This window comes from Vibrio fluvialis (assembly GCF_900460245.1).
Taxonomy (GTDB): Bacteria; Pseudomonadota; Gammaproteobacteria; order Enterobacterales; family Vibrionaceae; genus Vibrio; species Vibrio fluvialis.
Genome location: NZ_UHIP01000002.1, coordinates 1,028,507 through 1,045,855, shown reverse-complemented (window position 1 = coordinate 1,045,855; position 17,349 = coordinate 1,028,507). Strand labels below are relative to the sequence as shown.

14 protein-coding genes and 1 tRNA gene are annotated in these 17,349 nt (G+C 49.8%); 8 read left to right on the top strand and 7 right to left on the bottom strand.

Annotated features, from left to right (window positions below; translation table 11 throughout):
- Nucleotides 1-10 precede the first annotated feature (10 nt).
- Nucleotides 11-928: a ParB/Srx family N-terminal domain-containing protein gene (locus DYA43_RS19860; protein WP_061055464.1), complete on the bottom strand. Its 918-nt coding sequence runs from the start codon at nucleotides 926-928 to the stop codon at nucleotides 11-13.
- Nucleotides 929-1,200: 272 nt separating this feature from the next.
- Between DYA43_RS19860 and DYA43_RS19855 the strand changes: the two genes are divergently transcribed.
- The 4 genes from DYA43_RS19855 (at nucleotide 1,201) to DYA43_RS19840 (ending at nucleotide 5,328) form a co-directional block, all read left to right on the top strand.
- Nucleotides 1,201-1,950, top strand: a complete 750-nt coding sequence (locus DYA43_RS19855; protein ID WP_061055463.1) for a glycosyltransferase family 2 protein — start codon at nucleotides 1,201-1,203, stop codon at nucleotides 1,948-1,950.
- Nucleotides 1,937-2,590, top strand: a complete 654-nt coding sequence (locus DYA43_RS19850) for a TVP38/TMEM64 family protein (RefSeq protein WP_061055462.1) — start codon at nucleotides 1,937-1,939, stop codon at nucleotides 2,588-2,590. The genes DYA43_RS19855 and DYA43_RS19850 overlap by 14 nt, the downstream gene beginning before the upstream one ends.
- Nucleotides 2,591-2,606: 16 nt before the next feature.
- Complete coding sequence (locus tag DYA43_RS19845; protein ID WP_061055461.1) at nucleotides 2,607-4,313, top strand: ArnT family glycosyltransferase; 1,707 nt, start codon at nucleotides 2,607-2,609, stop codon at nucleotides 4,311-4,313.
- A gap of 109 nt (nucleotides 4,314-4,422) precedes the next feature.
- On the top strand, nucleotides 4,423-5,328 hold the full coding sequence (locus DYA43_RS19840) for a CHAD domain-containing protein (RefSeq protein WP_061055460.1): 906 nt from the start codon (nucleotides 4,423-4,425) through the stop codon (nucleotides 5,326-5,328).
- A gap of 62 nt (nucleotides 5,329-5,390) precedes the next feature.
- Here the strand turns inward: DYA43_RS19840 and DYA43_RS19835 are convergent, their stop codons facing one another.
- The 3 genes from DYA43_RS19835 to DYA43_RS19825 all read right to left on the bottom strand — a co-directional run bounded on the left by DYA43_RS19835 (nucleotide 5,391) and on the right by DYA43_RS19825 (nucleotide 8,453).
- Nucleotides 5,391-6,863 carry a methyl-accepting chemotaxis protein gene (locus DYA43_RS19835; RefSeq protein ID WP_061055459.1) on the bottom strand — a complete coding sequence of 491 codons (1,473 nt, stop codon included), beginning with the start codon at nucleotides 6,861-6,863 and terminating at the stop codon, nucleotides 5,391-5,393.
- A gap of 14 nt (nucleotides 6,864-6,877) precedes the next feature.
- Nucleotides 6,878-7,396, bottom strand: coding sequence for a PAS domain-containing protein (locus DYA43_RS19830; RefSeq protein ID WP_020430301.1), 519 nt, complete (start codon nucleotides 7,394-7,396; stop codon nucleotides 6,878-6,880).
- A gap of 151 nt (nucleotides 7,397-7,547) precedes the next feature.
- Complete coding sequence (locus DYA43_RS19825; protein WP_225869400.1) at nucleotides 7,548-8,453, bottom strand: helix-turn-helix transcriptional regulator; 906 nt, start codon at nucleotides 8,451-8,453, stop codon at nucleotides 7,548-7,550.
- A gap of 131 nt (nucleotides 8,454-8,584) precedes the next feature.
- On the opposite strand from DYA43_RS19825, the gene DYA43_RS19820 reads away from it, so the two are divergent.
- Nucleotides 8,585-10,744, top strand: a complete 2,160-nt coding sequence (locus DYA43_RS19820) for a TonB-dependent siderophore receptor (RefSeq protein ID WP_061055457.1) — start codon at nucleotides 8,585-8,587, stop codon at nucleotides 10,742-10,744.
- A gap of 105 nt (nucleotides 10,745-10,849) precedes the next feature.
- Entirely contained in the window at nucleotides 10,850-11,905 is a 1,056-nt protein-coding gene (locus DYA43_RS19815; RefSeq protein ID WP_061055456.1) for an alpha/beta hydrolase, read from the top strand.
- A 124-nt stretch (nucleotides 11,906-12,029) separates the two neighbouring features.
- Here DYA43_RS19815 and DYA43_RS19810 read toward each other — a convergent pair.
- The 3 genes from DYA43_RS19810 to DYA43_RS19800 all read right to left on the bottom strand — a co-directional run bounded on the left by DYA43_RS19810 (nucleotide 12,030) and on the right by DYA43_RS19800 (nucleotide 15,376).
- Nucleotides 12,030-12,103, bottom strand: a tRNA-Cys gene (locus tag DYA43_RS19810).
- Nucleotides 12,104-12,265: 162 nt separating this feature from the next.
- Complete coding sequence (gene viaA / locus DYA43_RS19805; protein ID WP_020329146.1) at nucleotides 12,266-13,711, bottom strand: ATPase RavA stimulator ViaA; 1,446 nt, start codon at nucleotides 13,709-13,711, stop codon at nucleotides 12,266-12,268.
- Nucleotides 13,712-13,720: 9 nt separating this feature from the next.
- Nucleotides 13,721-15,376, bottom strand: coding sequence for an ATPase RavA domain-containing protein (locus DYA43_RS19800; RefSeq protein WP_061055455.1), 1,656 nt, complete (start codon nucleotides 15,374-15,376; stop codon nucleotides 13,721-13,723).
- Nucleotides 15,377-15,802: 426 nt separating this feature from the next.
- On the opposite strand from DYA43_RS19800, the gene DYA43_RS19790 reads away from it, so the two are divergent.
- Together DYA43_RS19790 and ltaE are read left to right on the top strand one after the other, a co-directional pair.
- On the top strand, nucleotides 15,803-16,318 hold the full coding sequence (locus DYA43_RS19790) for an NUDIX hydrolase (protein ID WP_020329143.1): 516 nt from the start codon (nucleotides 15,803-15,805) through the stop codon (nucleotides 16,316-16,318).
- 22 nt (nucleotides 16,319-16,340) lie between these two features.
- Nucleotides 16,341-17,345, top strand: coding sequence for a low-specificity L-threonine aldolase (gene ltaE, locus DYA43_RS19785; protein ID WP_024374974.1), 1,005 nt, complete (start codon nucleotides 16,341-16,343; stop codon nucleotides 17,343-17,345).
- Nucleotides 17,346-17,349 lie beyond the last annotated feature (4 nt).

Genomic DNA, 17,349 nt, shown 5'->3' with positions numbered 1-17,349 from the left:
GCTACACTGGCTATTGCTGAGCGGTTTTATAGCCCAACATGTAGCTCAGTTTACTGTTCTGTTTGCTGAGCTTTTTAAACTTCTTCGCATCAAAATGATCAAACTGTCCCATGGCTTTCGCCGACAGGCCAGAGCCGCCAATATCGTTACTCTGTTCAGCCAGGATCAGCTTAGACGCCGCCTCGATGGCATTTAAGTAACCTTGCTCGGTGTTGAGATCGAATGGCGCCAGCGGTAACTGCGGCTTAAGTTGTTTCGCCCAGTAAAATTCAAGAAACGGCACGGGCTGAGCTGGCTTGTCCCAACTGACATCGCGCGCAAAGTACATCAGTGAACGATACGGATCGTCGGCAAAGTTTTCCATACCTAGCGTCGTTGGCAGCAACTGAGAAGAAATTGGCTGATCGCTGACATCAAACAGCCAGGTGTTTTTGTCCAGATCTAATTGTTTCCAGAACGCATCCATGGTTTTCAACCCACGATAATCTTTGTCCACCAGCACATTGACCGGAAACTCACTGCCACCACCTTCCATATGCCAGAAGGTATTAAAGGTATGATGACCGTCGGTGAGATAGAGTTGACTGTTCGGCGCAATGACCACCGTTTTCATATCCTTGCGCTCGGCACCTACTGGTTCCTTGCACTCAAAACTGGTTGCAATGGCGGGTTGGGATTGCGCATCAAAATGGCTTACTCCCTTCTGTCCGTTGGCTTCACAAATTTCATCAAATTGCTTTTCCGCATCCTGCTGATAGCGTCCTAACTTGTAATAAATCTGGTCATAACCCACGGAAGGTTGGGTAGGTTTTAGTTCCGTCAGCGTCACAGGAAGTACATCGCCCTGATGAACCTTGGTCAGATCAATCGCCCAAGCGGATGTGTTTAACGTCGCAAACAACGTGAAAAGTAGTGCTGAATATTTCATTCTCTCAAATCCTTTAAGAAGCGCGATGAGCAAGCTTAGTTCTGAGTTGTTACGGTTAGTTTACACAGAGACTTCAGTTGCTTAATCCATTTCGATACTTCAGTATTTACTTAAGTAATGGATTACCGCGTCACAATTGATAGTGATAACAACTAAATGCATTGAGCAATATGAAAATTAATTGTTCAATTTTATCAGTAGGCATTCACTTTTTTTTCACACTTTTGTGGCTAAACTAACGCAGTTCATACAAAAAGGATTTTTATTTCAATATGCAGCCTCAATTGTCAGTTGTTCTTCCCGCAAAAAATGAAGCCGGCAATATCGGCCCCCTGATTGAAGAAATACATCACGCGCTCAATACCCATATCGAATTCGAAGTCGTCCTCACGGATGATGGCAGTGATGATGCTACCGTACAGGAAGCGATCGACACCGCAACCAGACTGGACTGCGCGCTGACGGTCATGCGCCATCCCAAGAGTTGCGGTCAGAGTACTGCGGTGCATACCGCAATCCGTAACGCAAAAGGCAAGTTAATCGCGACTCTCGATGCGGATGGCCAAAACGACCCGGCCGATATCATTCCGATGCTGGACAAAGCCAACCAACTGACTGAGCCTCACTTCTGTATCGCCGGCTATCGCAACAAACGCAAAGACACCGCGTGGGTGAATTTCCAATCCAAAGTGGCGAATCAAATTCGTCAGGCGTTTCTTGCCGACGGAGTACCGGACTCAGGTTGTGGCCTGAAGCTCTTCCCTAAAGAAACATTTTTGTTACTGCCCTACTTTGATCACATGCACCGTTTCCTGCCAGCGTTGATCCGTCGTATGAACGGTACGATTGTGGTCCACCCGGTTCATCATCGTCAGCGTTCTGCCGGGGTTTCCAAATACAATGTCTGGAATCGTTTGTGGGTAGGTATCGTCGACTTGTTTGGCGTGATGTGGCTGCGTCGCCGCACTAAATGGCCCGAAGTCGAACTGGCCTACACAAAAGCAGATTATGAAAATCGTTAAAATCGCGCTGTTAATCGCGATCGCTTTTCTGATCTATCGCGAATCCAACAGCGAGCTTTGGCAACATATCGCCGATGAAAACTGGGTGCGAAGTTACCTGATCAATCATGGCACCTCCGGCACCATGGCCTTATTATTGTTTGGTGCCGTGTTTACCGGTTGTGGCGGCCCGCGTCAGTTGATCGCCTTTACCTTCGGCTTTGCGTTCGGCAGTGTTTGGGGCACCGCGCTGTGTGTACTGAGTACGCTCGGTGGCGCGCTGTGCAGCTATTCGGTGGCACACTTTACTCTCAAGCCGACACTGACGCGAAAATTTGGTCGCCGAGTAGAGCAGTTCCAACAATTTGTCGGCTCAGCACCGTTTTCGAAAATCCTCATTATTCGCCTGTTTCCCGTTGGCAACAACCTGATTACCAATTTGCTCTCCGGCATTGCCAGTGTGCCGCTCAAGGCGTTCATCGCGGCGTCACTGATTGGGTATCTGCCGCAAACTCTGATTTTTTCCTTGGCGGGATCCGGTGTCGGCTCCGCCAATGAATGGCAGCTGATTATTAGTATTGCGCTTGGCATCATCAGCATGGTGCTGACCGGGCATCTCTACCAGAAATACCGTAAATCACACACCAGGACGACCATTTAACAGGACTCTACCTTTTATGATCAAACAGATTTCTGAACGTTTTCATAGCGATGACTACTACAAAGTGCTCTCTTTGTTGATGGTTTTCGCTTTCATCATTATTTTTGCCGGTATTGGATTGCGCTCGCCCTGGCCTGCAGATGAACCACGCTTTGCTGAAGTAGCTCGTGAAATGGTGGTATCCGGAAACTGGTTCTTCCCAATGCGCGGTGGTGAGCTGTATCCGGACAAACCACCAGTGTTCATGTGGGCGATCGCTCTGGTTTACTCATGGATCGGCAATATGGACTGGGCGTTCATGATCCCGAACGCCTTAGCAGGCATGATTACTTTGCTGTGTGTTTACGACCTGGCAGCCAAGCTGTGGAACGTGCGCGTCGCACGCAATGCTTTCCTGCTGATGCTGATCGTGCCGCAGTTTGTATTGCAAGCCAAAACCGCTCAGATTGATGCGATGGTCGCCTGCTGGGTGACTCTGGCGATGTATGGTTTTGTTTATCACTTTTACATCAAGAAGAACTGGATTTGGTACTTTACCAGCTGGGCCTTTATGGGGCTGGGCATCATCACCAAAGGGGTTGGCTTTCTGCCAGTCTTCTTCCTGATTCCCGTCATCATTCAGGCAATCCGCCATAAAACACCTTTCTCGTTGGCCAATGCTGTCAAATATGCACTGGGGCCGCTAGCGATGCTGGCTGTGATTGCCATGTGGCTACTGCCGATGCTGCATTACGCCGATATCAGCGGCAATCCGGACTTTACTGCTTACAAAAACAATATTCTGTTTAAACAAACTGGTGAGCGTTACGCCAACTCCTGGGGCCACATCAAGCCATGGCACTACTACATCACTGGTGTGATCCCGCTGTTCTGGTTCCCGGTTCCGTTCATGCTGATGAGCAAGAGTTACTGGAAAAACTACCGCGCAACACCAGTGATTCAATCGTTGCTGATTTGGGTAGTACTGGTGATCATTTTCTTCAGTATCAGTCCGGGTAAACGCGGCGTTTATGTGCTGCCTGCCATTCCGATGCTGGTTCTCGCGGTATCACCATGGATGACCAATTTCAAACCGCATCGTGTTCTCAGCGGCTTTATTAAAAGCTTCCTGTGGCTGGTGTGTATTATTTTGTTGGTCGGTGCGGGGTTGGCGCTGTTTGATAGCCATATTATTACCAAGCACCTCGAAGATGAGATAGATACCACATCCCTGACTCTGTTTCTCGCCAGCGCTGGGGTGATTTGGACACTGTTGCTGGTGTTTCTGCGTCGAAAATCAGTGTATTGCATTCTTGGTAGCGTATTGGCGTGTACTTGGCTGCTCTACAGCACCTGGGGATACACTTTGCTCAACCCGCTCCGAACGCCCGCTAAAGAGATCATGGCCGATGCCGCGCAGCAAATTGGTCAAGATGGCGAACTGGGTCTGGTGAAATTTAAGGAGCAGTTCCTGCTGTTCTCTCCGATTCCGTTGACACAATTCAGTTATCTCGCAGAACCTGACCAGCAGTTCCACAATGCTTGGTTGTGGATGAAAGAGAAGCCGAATCGTTTCATCATGATGGCACAACGTGATGACGTAGAATGTTTTGACAACAGCAAAGCCAAGTTGCTGGGCTACGGCCACCGCCAAAGCTGGATGCTGTTTGGTCAAGATAGCCTGACGCCGACCTGTACACCGCCGGATCGCATTCAGCGCTATTCAATGCCCATGCCTCGCTGAGGCAATTGTGTCAGATAAAGACAAAACCGGGTCATTGGCCCGGTTTTTTATTGTCTGCCATGCGCAAGCGCTTTTCCGCGCGCTACACTCTGTGTACCGGAGGTGAATCATGCGCGAGTTTTCTCCCTTAACCCTGTCCAACCCGATTACGCAGCTTAGCAACGAGCCTGGCACACCCGCTTTCTGGCTATTCAGTCAGTATCTCGTGAATGAGTTTCAACTTGCTCAGCTATACGAGCCGGGAGTTTTGCGTGATCAGGAGAGTGAATATCTTCATCAGTATCGGGTCAGCCTGCGCCGCTGCCGCTCGCTACTCTCAATCATGGCCGGGTTGTATCAAAGCAAACCCGTCAGCCTGCTGTTGCAACAGTTCAAAACCTTGATGGAACCGACCGGGAAAGTACGTGATCTGGATGTATTTATTAACCCTCAATCGCATGACGCCGCGATCTTCGCGAAGCTGACGCCGCTGCTACCTTTTGTTCAGACTGAACGAGTCCAGGCTTTTGAACTGCTCACCTTGTGGCTGAAAGGCAAAGAGTACCGAGAGTTGAAACAAGCCACCTACGCCAGTTTGCTTGACTGCGCCCAACATCCTAGTGATATGGGCCTCGGTGATATCGCCGAGTTCGCACAAACACAGTGGAATGAGCATCATAAACGGCTTCTTAAACGCATCGACAAAGTCGATGCCCACAGCTCCGACGAAGCCATCCACAACGTGCGAATCGCGGGTAAGAAAGTACGCTATCTGGCCGATTTTGGTCTGGCTTTCAAACTTAATACCCGTTCTGGTTTGTCACTCAAGAAACTCAAACAGCTGCAAACTGAGTTGGGAGAATTCAACGACACCGCCAGTCAAATCGTCTTCTGTCGTGACCATCTGGCTCCTTTGCAATACGAAGTTCAAACCTCAGGAGCGATCGCGGAATTTATTGAGCATACGTTAGAACGTCATAAGCAGAACAAACAACGTATTCTCCACTCATTACACAAGCTTCATCGGCGAAAATAAGACATTAAAAAGCCGCAGTGATGACACTGCGGCTGACGTTACTTCGTTGTCTTTGCGTTAAGTTAGCCGTGTTTTTCCGCCACCATGTCAGAAATACAGCCCATCACGTGGTTACTCGCTTTCTCGGCATCACTGATCGTAGCAATCAAAGAGTGCAGCACGCTGTCGTCATTGAGCCAGTCTTGTTTCACCAAGTCCATCGCCACATGCATTTTGCTGTGCACCTCTTTGTGATGGCTCGCTAGGCGGCGATAGGCAGGCAAGTCTTTGAATGACTCATAGCCTTCACCTTCGTAGTACCATTTACCCAAGCGACAATGATGGTGATCAACACTCACGGCATGCGCCTCATTGCCTTCACCGTTGCTCTCCAGACCGATGTAGCCATTTTGCATGTAGATGATGTGATCCAGTTTGACCAGAGTTGCAAACGCGATGTCTTTAGTTTGGTTGATCAGCGCAATGGTCTCCTGCGACGAATTCGCCACCTGATCAAAGTTGGTGTGGAAGTGATTCACTTCATCGCCCACCTTAGCGGTTTGCTCACCTACTGCCATGGTTTGCGACACCATATCTTGAATCTGCTCAGTCAGCGACGTTACCACATTGCTGATTTCTGCTGTCGAGGAACGGGTGCGATCCGCCAGCATACGCACTTCATCGGCCACCACTGCAAAACCACGTCCCACTTCTCCCGCACGCGCGGCTTCAATAGCCGCGTTGAGCGCCAGCAAGTTGGTTTGCTCGGCAATATCAGTGATGATCTTAATCGTGTCTGAAATTCGCACACTATTGCTGCCAAGGCGTTGTGCCGTCTCTTCCATACTGGTCATGCGCAGGTTCATGTCTTCGAGCGCGTATTTCAGCTCTTTCACCGTTTCACGGCTGCCCTCCGCACCATCGCGGTTTTGCGTCGCAATCGACAGCACATCGTCCATCCTTTGCGACAGCGACACCAGTTCCTGCTGGTTGTTTTTCAGATTGATCAACAGGTTCGACGTGTTGATATGGTGCAACTCACTTTTCAAACGATTCTGAGTCGAAAAGATATGAGCATCGTGCATCGACCGAATTGCAATGTTGATGTTGTCCATCGTCGCGGCAAATTCGCCCGGCATACCATCGGATAAACCATTACGATGAAATTGCTTTTGCGAAGTACGCTGAAAGCTGTTCGACAGCTCTTTGAAGTTGGTTTCGACAATGTCGAGAAAATCGTTCAGTGCCCATGCCACCTGACCGACTTCACCCAAGCCTTTGGTTTGGGTGATACGTACGTGAATATTGCCTTGCTTGGCTTCTTCGAGCGCATCACAAATACGCCCCAGCACCATAATCGGGCGAATCTGATCGCGATAGGCATAAAACGCAAACCCGACAGTGAACACTGGCACCACTAAGTTGAGCCAATTAAATCCATACAAAAAGATATTGGCGATCGACAACCCAATGATCACCGCCACAAAGACGCAGCACAGCACCAGAAATTTTTGTCTGAGCAGCAGGATATTTTTACTGATATGACTGTTATTCATCACGCTGTCCTTTTTTATCGATACCGTTTGTACAAATCGAGAACATATTGCTCGTAGCTCATGCCTTGCTCTCGCTCAACGGTGTTCACCATCCAGTTCCAGGAAAGCTCCGGAGCCTGCTTTCTGTCTGCGTGACGTTCCTTCTCAGACATCTGCTGATAGATTTTTTTGATGACCTCAATCGACTCTTTAGGCGGTGTGCGGCGCACGGAATAGTAACCTACCGTTTTGCCATTAATGACGTCCGGGGTGATATTGGCGAAAACCCAATAGTAGTTTCCATCGGCGGTTGTATTTTTGACGAAACCAAAAAACTCCTGACCGGATTTGAGTGTTTTCCATAAACCATGAAAAACACCCCGGGGCATCGAAGGATGACGAATGATGTTGTGATTCTGCCCCAACAGCTGGATTTCAGAGAAATTAGCGACGCGCATGAAAGTGCGATTCGCGTAGGTTAAACGGCCTTGAAGATCAGTTTTACTTATAATCATCTCGTCGCGGCCAAACGAGACTTCCTTTTCTGTGCTCACGATTACTCACCACTAGTGATAAAACCCACATAAACTATAGCGACAAATATATGGATTCATTTAACACTCGCAAGCAGATATGCAACAAAATCTGCAAACTACCACTTTAGGGGGTATTAAATTAAGGCAATCGATTGCAAAAGATTATCTTTTACCTCCCCTTTTTCATGTGATTTGGCGAAAAACCGAACAGCTTACGAAACGCAGTAATAAAGTTGGCTGAATGCGCATAACCTGCTATTTCTGCCGCTTCCTGAATGGTGACACTGCGTTCTTCCAGTTTTACCTTAACTTGTTGCAGCTTACGCTCACGCAGGTATCGTTGCAGGCTCATGCCAAGCTCTTTTCTTGCCGCACGTTGCAGGGTTGAAACGCTCATTCCCAGCTCCTGGGCAATGGTTGTCAGCGGCATGTCGTCAACTTTTTCCTCCATCAGAAACATTTTCAGCCGGTTTGACTGGGCGTCATGGCGCAAAGACGACACAAACGACCGTTGCCTGATGTTCGTCATCAGGTTATCCCAGACCGCCAATGCAAATGCCTCACGCATCAGAGATTCCGCCGCACTTTGGCTGCTGGTCAGATTGAGCGCTTCCGCCATCTGGCCGATATGCGGTGGTAACGACCAGTCAAAACGACTCAAATGACGGCTGAGCACCTGCTGAAAGTGCTCTCGGGTTTTGTCATTCATCGTCGTATCAAGCCAATGGGTTGAAAATGAAAGCACAATACTGCGGCTGCGCACATAGGCTTTGGCCGCGCCGCGCACTAATCCGGGTTCGAGGTAATTAATGGCCGTCGCGACGATCGGATCGGACTTATGGAAACGACACCCTTTGAGCTGATGAGTTTCTCCGTAGGTCATTAACGCCTTGCTCTCCAGCGGAATGGCAATGATCAACTGCGGCGGAATCTCGCGCTGAGTAGAAAAATCGGCCTTATGTACGATGTCCTTATTGTGGAACAGAACTCCGTCCTGCACTTTCAGGTTTTCAACCCTGCCGGTAAACAAACCGCGCTGACGAACGTTGAACTCTCCGACCACTGAATTACTCATCACTACTTTGACCATTTTGAAAAACTAAATGAACAGAACGCAAAATATTGTCCCGATAATGAGTGATATATTAACGCCCACAAAATCAAATGAAAATAATTATCATATAGATTTAAGGAGTTAATCGCTTTATGGTGGTCTTTCAAAACAAAGCATTGAATCCAGTGGCGCTGGCTATTTCAGTTGCCCTTGGTTTCGCATCCCTTCAACCAGCGATGGCTGAAGAATCTCAGGACAAAGCTGACGAAACGGTTGTGGTTTATGGTAACCCGCTGTACGGCATGGCGCCGTCAGAAGAAACGGGCGGCTACAGCGTTGATTCTGCTACGGTAGGCACCAAAACACCCGCGGCATTGAAAGACATTCCTCAGTCGATCACTGTCCTGACCAACGATTACATTGAAGAACGTAATTTTGTCGCCGTGGACGATCTCGCTAAATACACCCCGGGCTTGCGCACTATGGTCAACGACAGTGGCCGCTCTTCCATTTTCTCCCGCGGCTACGAATACGATGAAGTGAACCTGAACGGTTTGCCATCCCCGATGCAGAGCAAATACGGTAACCTGCCTTCTCTGGCGGCGGTCGACCGCGTCGAAATCATGCGTGGTCCATCCGGCCTGTTCAACAGCACCAGTGAACTCGGCGGCGTGATCAACATGGTTTTGAAACGCCCAACGGAAGAATTCAGCGGTTCGGTGACGGCGCGTTACGGCAGCTGGGATCGCCATTACCTTGAAGCAGATATGGGAGGTTCACTGAATGAAGATGGCACCGTGCGTGGCCGCTTTGTTGTCGCGAACGCCGATATCAAAAACCAGGTGGATTACAACGACAACGATAATGGCACCTATTACGGCACCATGGAATTCGACTTGTCTGATACCACCTTGCTGTCCGTATACGTCCTGCATCAAACCAAGGACATTGTGCCAACCAATGGGTTGCCAGCCTACAGCGACGGCTCAATGCTCAACGTCAGCCGTAGCACCTATTTGGGGTCTGCGGACGACAATTTTAACGCCAAGACCACTGATGTCGGCGCGTCCTTGCAACACGCTTTCCCGAATGGCGGTGTCGGTCAGATCTCAGCGCGTTATATGGACCACGACATGTCGCTGGAGCAGACTTACACCAATGGTGCGGTGGATGCCGATGGCAATACCGGTCTGATGTTCAGTGCGCAGGCAAACCAACAGAAAAACGCAGCGTTTGATGCAAACTACAGCCAGATGTTCGGCCTGCTTGGCCATCAAAGCGAGTTTGTCGTCGGTACGGATTACAAACGCTACGAATCAGACACACAGAGCTACACCAACCGCAAGTTCGCGTCGATTAACGTGTTTGATTACGATCCAACCAGCGTTTCCACACCAACGTACAGCTACACCAGCAATGTCCATGAAGTGCAATCGGAACTCGGCCTGTACGGTAAAGTGACGTGGCGTTTGCTGGAACCTCTGGCCGTCATCACCGGAGCTCGTGTTTCCTGGTACGATTTGGAAAGCACCACCACGACACTCTCTACTGGCGCAGAAAGCAGCGAAACCGATAGCTTTAATGGCAAGATCACCCCTTATGCCGGCGTAGTGTATGACCTGACTGATGAGCACGCGTTGTATGCGAGCTATTCAAAAGTGTTTAAACCGCAAACCAGCCAGGATGAAAACGGCGACATGCTCAAACCACGTGAAGGCAACCAGTGGGAAACGGGCGTAAAATCGTCACTGCTTGATGGCCGTCTGAACACACGCGCCAGCGTATTCCTGATGAAAGACAACAATATCGCTGCGCAAGCATACGATGACAGCGGCGTCGCTATCACCAACACCTACTGGGCGACCGGTAAAGTGGAAACCAAAGGGGTGGAACTGGAAGCCACTGGCTACCTGACTCAAAACTGGATGACGATGACAGGTTATACCTTCACTGATATCGACGAAAAATCCGGCGACCACAACTCCAAATTTGATGCCATTCCTCGCCACTCACTGTCATTGTGGACTGATTACCATCTGGCAGACTGGGTGCAAGGCCTGCACATCGGCGGCGGTATGACCGCAGTGAGCGATTACTCCTTCACTAAGAATGGAGTGACCACGCATCAGGGCGGTTACGCACTATTCGATGCCGCGATTCGCTACGACATCACCGACAATATGCAGGCGACGTTTAACGTCTACAACTTGTTTGACCGCGAATATTTCTACCGTGTCGGCACAACCACCACATTCAACATGTACGGTGAACCGGCGAACGTCATGGCAGGCTTCACTTATAAATTCAAATAACGCCTGTCTGCAGGGCGATAGCCCTGCTCTTCTTGATTGCAAAACCCAATCGGTGTTGACTCCGATTGGGTTTTCGCACTGATTTACACTGGAACCCATCTGTTTATGAAGAAAATCATCACGACGTTCGCCGCCTTGCTGAGCTTGTCATCTGCCCAATCAGCTCCGCTCAACTACGCTCAGCTATACACTCATCACTCGTCGCTGCTCAACGAAGACCGCCAATACAGCGTCTATTTACCACAAGAGTATGCTCGCTATCCCAATCAGCATTTTCCGGTACTGTATCTGCTCGATGGCGATCAGCGCCTGTTGCAGGTTGCGGGGATCGTCCATTCATTTCGTTCCGGCCTGACGCCTGCGATACCGGCGATGATCATCGTCGCCATACACAATACGGATCGTATGCGTGATTACACCCCCAGCCATACCACTCAACTCCCCAATGGCGAATCAGCAGGTCCGAGCTATGCGCATACCGGAGGCGGACCTAAATTCCTGCAATATCTGACTCAGGAACTGCGCCCAGACATTGAACGCCAATTTCGTACCACTGCACCCAACCTGTTAGTGGGGCACTCTTTAGGCGGGCTGCTCGCACTCGACTCTGTGGCGCGCGACAAAGGCGCTTTTCAGGGCTATATCTCCATTGATGCCAGCCTATGGTTTGACTACCCAAGCAACTATCAGCGCATTGAACATGCGTTGATTACGCCGCTCAAACACCGCTCTTCGCTGTACATCGCCGTCGCCAATAACCCCTACACGCCAGGTTTTGGCCGCTCAGCCTTTCACCGCGATCATCTCAAAGCCTTCGCTGAGAGCGTCAACGCTCACCCGGCAGCCAATCTGGATGTCACTTTCCACTACTACGAAAACGACGATCACCACTCGGTCTATCATCCGGCGGTTTATCAAGGGTTGCAGTGGCTGTTTCGCGGCTATCAGTTGGATCTCTCACCGGGCAAATTGAACCGTGACCAAGTCGTTGCCAATTATCAGGCACTCAACTCTAGGCTCGGTAGCCAACTGGCGCCAGATAGCGACTACCTCAACATGGTGATCAATAAAGCCAAACGTTGGCCGCAAATGCAAATTGATGCGAACCAGGCGCAAGCAGTGAAAGATTACTTTGATAGTGAGTCGCAGGCAGAGAAGTAAAGACAATACGGCGATTCGACCTTTAGCGGGTCGTCGTATTCAAACAAGAATCCGTGAAGCGCCGAATTTCAGGCATAAAAAAACCAGCATTAAGCTGGCTAGGAATTGATATTCAAGGAGAGAATGGAGGCGCGTCCCGGAGTCGAACCGAGGTTCACGGATTTGCAATCCGCTGCATGGCCACTCTGCCAACGCGCCTTACCTTGAACATCATTCGGGGCGTTCCCCGTTGCGTTCGCTGCACACTTTACGGATTGAGCGACGAGAGTCAAACAAAAAAATACTTTTTTAGTTTGCCTGCTGAGATTTACACCAGATTGACCAGTTCTTCAGCGCTCAAGCCGCCTGAAACGCGTTATCTCACCACTTGCGCATTAAGCGCCCGACCAGATTAGGATGATAGTGCCAGCAGTGATCAAACATACTCATCAGCTCAGGGTTGCCATATTTGGACAAACTGATGGCATGAAAGCGGTTCTTTTTCTGCTTCAGAAGCTGTACTTTGGCCAGAATTTCTTCGTCCTGTTTTGGCGCGATGAAATCGGAAATCACCACCATATCGGCGTTTTTGTAGCGGCCCCCCTCCATCAACTCAATGGATTTGAGCATCACAGGTTCAAGATCGGTGCCGCCGTGAAACGCGTAACTGAGAAAATCGCTCGCTTCACGCAGACCGTCCTGTCGGGTCAGTTCATAGGTAATGTGTTCAGTCGAAAACAGCATCACAAAGCAGTCGCGATCTTCGGCCAGCGCAATCTGCATCAGGGCATAAGCCATCGCTTTGGCGCATTGCTCAGGAAACCCGTTCATCGAACCGGAAGCATCAACACACACAATGAACGGACCTTTCTCAATATCGGCCTGCTTGTTATCCGGCCGGTGAGCACGCACTTTGCGCAGCGTGCGTGATTTACCCTGCATGCGATAGTTCATCAAACGTTTGTCGACCAAATGTTTGTAGAACACCACTTCCAGCTCAGGATAAGCCAGAAACATGGTTTCGTTGGGCAGCAGCTTGTTTAAATCGTCACTTTCATGAATGCCGACGATGTCATCGGTCGCCTCATCAGATTTCTCTTCCACCATTTGCAGCTCTTCGGCTGGCGCACGATTAAGATCCGGATCATCAATATCGCTGGCCATACGACCTAACTGTTCAGCAATTTCCTGCAATCCCTGATTCTTTTTGAGAAACTCCGCGTGACGTTTCATCACCGAGATATCACCGCGACTCAGCTTGGCAGCCGCCATATCCCACAAGCGCCCGACACTGGCCTCGTCACCCGATTCGGTCACCTTGTCCATATTACGGATGGTTTCCATGCGCTGGTAGAGATCGGCCAGCAGCTTTTCTTTGTTGGCTTCCAGCTCGAGAATCTGCGCCTGACGAATGGCATCAGACAGCGACTTGTACCACTGATCGCAAAAGAAATGAGCAAACATAGGGTTGTGAATGCCTTTGTTTTTTTCCAGCAGACGGCGGGCGGGCAAATAGAACGCCGAATGCCATTCCAGCTTTTTCACCACGTCAGGGATGCGTTCAAAGAAGGTCTCTTCATCCCAGTGAATCACTTCCTGATAGAGTCCTAATTCTTGCTGAAAACGCTCGGTTTCGCACACGCGGGTTATGCGTTTTTTCACGCTACCGCGCCATTTGAGCAGATGGCTTTTCACCGACGATTTTACGCCACGGCTTTCTGCCATCATCATGACCTGAGAACGACCCATTAAATCGCTGACCGCTGTATCAATGATCCCGGAGTCAGCAATCATCAGCGCGAGGTTCAGTCCGTCTACACCGAGCATTCAGGCCACCTACGAGAAGAATTGGTCAAGATTGCGAAAACGCTGCACGCTTTTCTCGCACTCGGTCTGAGTGCCATCGAGCTGCTGCTGAAGCTGCTGCAATGTCGCTTCCATTGCGGTCGGCAGTTCCGGATCGATAAAGTTGTGTGGCAGCGCGCCGTGGAATTTAGAACGAACTTTACGCAAGTGGTGCTCAGCATGCTGCAGTTGCGTCACTGCCTGCTCGGCCTTGACCAACCAATCCTGATACAAAGAAGCGTCCAGACCTTGCGCTGTGACCAGTGACACCAGCACCGAACGGTTGGCAATGTCTTTGATCACCAGATTGTTGCTTGCATCCACATCAAAACGCAGACGGCACAGGTTGGTGTTCTGATTGACGTAACCATACACATCGCCACGGCCTTCTTTGATCACGCGCTCCAGTTCGTTCTTCGGCACGTATACCCAGCGACTGTCACCTTTCTCCGACTCTGAAACCGACATGTTGCTTTGCAGCAAGACCAGTTTCACCAAGTCATACGCCGAACCGACTTTGTAGCTTTTAGCGTTGCTGATGTCATATTGGTGGAATTGCTTTTTGATAAGACCGGTTGAGGTTTCCATCGACAACATCATGCCGAATTCAGATTCCAGCTCATCCTGAATCGCGGTGAGCTCTTCGCGGCACAGTTCGATTTGCTGCTCGACCTCAAGTTGGTCAAATGCATAGCGCAGCGCAAACTCGCGAATCACTTCGCGCACCACTTCACGCGATTCCGGGCTGTTCCACAGACAGTCTTGTAACAGCAGCAAATCGAGCGGATTGATCGCATCGCGACCATTAAAGAACGCGCTGGCTTTGAGCAGCTTCACTGCTTTTTTCCAACGGCGGTCAGACACATACACATCGGCTTGTGGCAGATGGCTATCCTCAACCGCCTTCTCCAGCATATTTTTCAGCTGATACAGCTTCTCAAACACATCATCACTCAGCTCCAGCTTATCCAGTTGAGACTGCCATTGATGATACTCTTCGTCAGTGATCGCCAGCCCGTCAGGAATACGCGCTTCCTGCGGCGTACCGACGGTCAGCATGGATTTAAAGTTCTGCTTGTTTTGAATGCGGTTAACGAACACACGTACCAGCATGCGGTCATACAAGGCTTCAAGGCCACTGTCTTCATCCGGCAATTCGTTGGATGCAGAAACCAAAAGGCGCATCGGCACGCGTTCGATATCGCTACCGTTTTTGAACGTTTTTTCGTTAACGACGGTCAATAGCGTATTGAGGATTGCCGGGCCGGCTTTCCAGATTTCATCCAGAAACACCACTTGCGCGGTAGGCAAGTAACCTTGCGTCAGACGCACGTAACGACCGTTGTCTTTAAGCTCTTGGATACTGAGTGGACCAAACACCTCTTCCGGCGTGGAAAAGCGAGTCATCAGATATTCGAAATAGCTGCTGTTATCGAACGCTTGGATCAGTCGTTTGGCGATTAAACTTTTGGCAATGCCCGGAGGACCGAGCAGAAATACACTCTCACCGGACAAAGCGGCAAGAAGACACAATTTGATGGTACTTTCACGTTCGTACACGCCATCAGACAGGGCTTTGGCTAATTTATTGATACGTTCTGAGAGAAGCGCCTTTTGTGCGTGAGAGGCAGAAGACGGATTGATCATAGAATCGCTCCACGGCAGGCTTGGACATTAGAATAATAGTAGAAAGACTTATACATTTGTTATCACTTTGTTACAAGTGTATTTTTATCTGAACGCATCCTTATATCAGATCTCCTTTCCCTGAAATATCACGGAATCAATGTTTGCAGATTTGAGAGTTAGCTCACTAATTAACCCTAATACAAACAAGGACTAAGTGCCACTTTAACCTCACTGCTTCACATCGGACGCAGAACGACCAATCACCGCACGTATAACACAATCCCATCAGATAGTGTTTGGGTTATGAAAACAAATTGAGTTAAGGTGGAAACAGACAGATTCCTACACTGATTCATGACAGTCGCGAATAGCAACTCTTTGATATTAATAAACAATGCTATTAATAACCAAACGCGGCTCTCACCCAACCTGAAGATTATTTGCATGAGCAAAACCATACACACCTGGAAAACCATTTCTCTGATTGAAGAAGAGGTGCAACTGCCGAACGGGCGAACCGTAACGCACACCACGATTGAACACCCGGGCGCTGCGGTGATCCTGCCTGTCACAACAGACAACAAAGTGGTCGTGATCCGTCAGTTCCGTCCCTCTTTGAAAAAATGGTTACTGGAACTGCCAGCCGGTACCATCGAGAAAGGTGAGCAGCCACTGGCCTGCGCTCAACGCGAACTGGAAGAAGAGACGGGCTACAGCGCCAGCCAATTTATCGAACTTGGCCAAGTCACACCACTGGCCGGGTTCTGCGACGAAATTCAGTACCTTTATGTCGCGAAACAGCTCAGCAAAACCGCCCGTTTTGAATGCGACGACGATGAAGTAATCGAAGTACTGGAATTGTCGATTCACGAGCTGGAACAAAAGATCATTGAAGGTGAAATCAGCGATTCCAAAACCATCGCGTGTTTAAGTAAAGCCAAGCTTTGTGGCTATCTGTAAAAAATCGAGACAAGGAGTAGAGATGGATTTTCGTTCTGATACTGTGACCCGACCAACTCAGGCGATGCGGGATGCCATGGCCAACGCGGAAGTGGGAGATGATGTCTATGGGGATGACCCGACGGTTAATGAGCTCGAATGCTGGGCCGCTGAGCGTCATGGTTTTGAAGCGGCGCTGTTTACCACATCCGGTACGCAGGCCAACCTGCTTGGTTTGATGTCTCACTGTGAACGCGGCGACGAGTATCTGTGCGGCCAGCAAGCCCACAACTACAAATATGAAGCCGGCGGCGCGGCCGTCCTGGGTTCTATTCAGCCGCAACCGATTGAAAACAATCCGGACGGCACTCTGGATTTTGCCAAGCTCAAAGCCGCCATCAAACCGGATGATTTCCACTTTGCCCGTACTCGCCTGCTGAGCCTGGAAAACACCATTAACGGAAAAGTGCTGCCATTGGAATATCTGAAACAAGCGCGCGAATTTGTCGATCAGCACAACCTTAAGCTGCATCTTGACGGGGCACGCGTCTACAATGCAGCCGTGGCGCTGGATGTCGATATTCGCGAAATCTCGCAGCACTTTGATTCAATGACGATCTGTTTGTCTAAAGGACTTGGCGCGCCGATTGGCTCGTTGTTGCTTGGTAATGCCGAATTCATTCAAAAAGCACGTCGCATTCGCAAAATGTTGGGCGGAGGTATGCGTCAGGCGGGGATTCTTGCAGCGGCTGGCAAACTGGCACTCACCGAGCAGGTTGCTCAGCTCGCGACCGACCATGAAAACGCGCAACATCTGGCACAAGGTTTGGCTGCTTTACCGGGCTTTCACGTTAATCCAGAGCACGTACAAACCAACATCGTCTTTGCCAAACTCGACAGTCAGGTCGATATCAGCGCCATTTGCCAACAGCTAAAACACAAAGGCATTCTGGTGTCTGCCGGCAATCCGGTGCGCTTCGTCACGCATAAAGACGTGACGCGTAGCGACATCGACCAATTGCTCGCAGAGTTAGCCGCTCTGCTCTAGAACC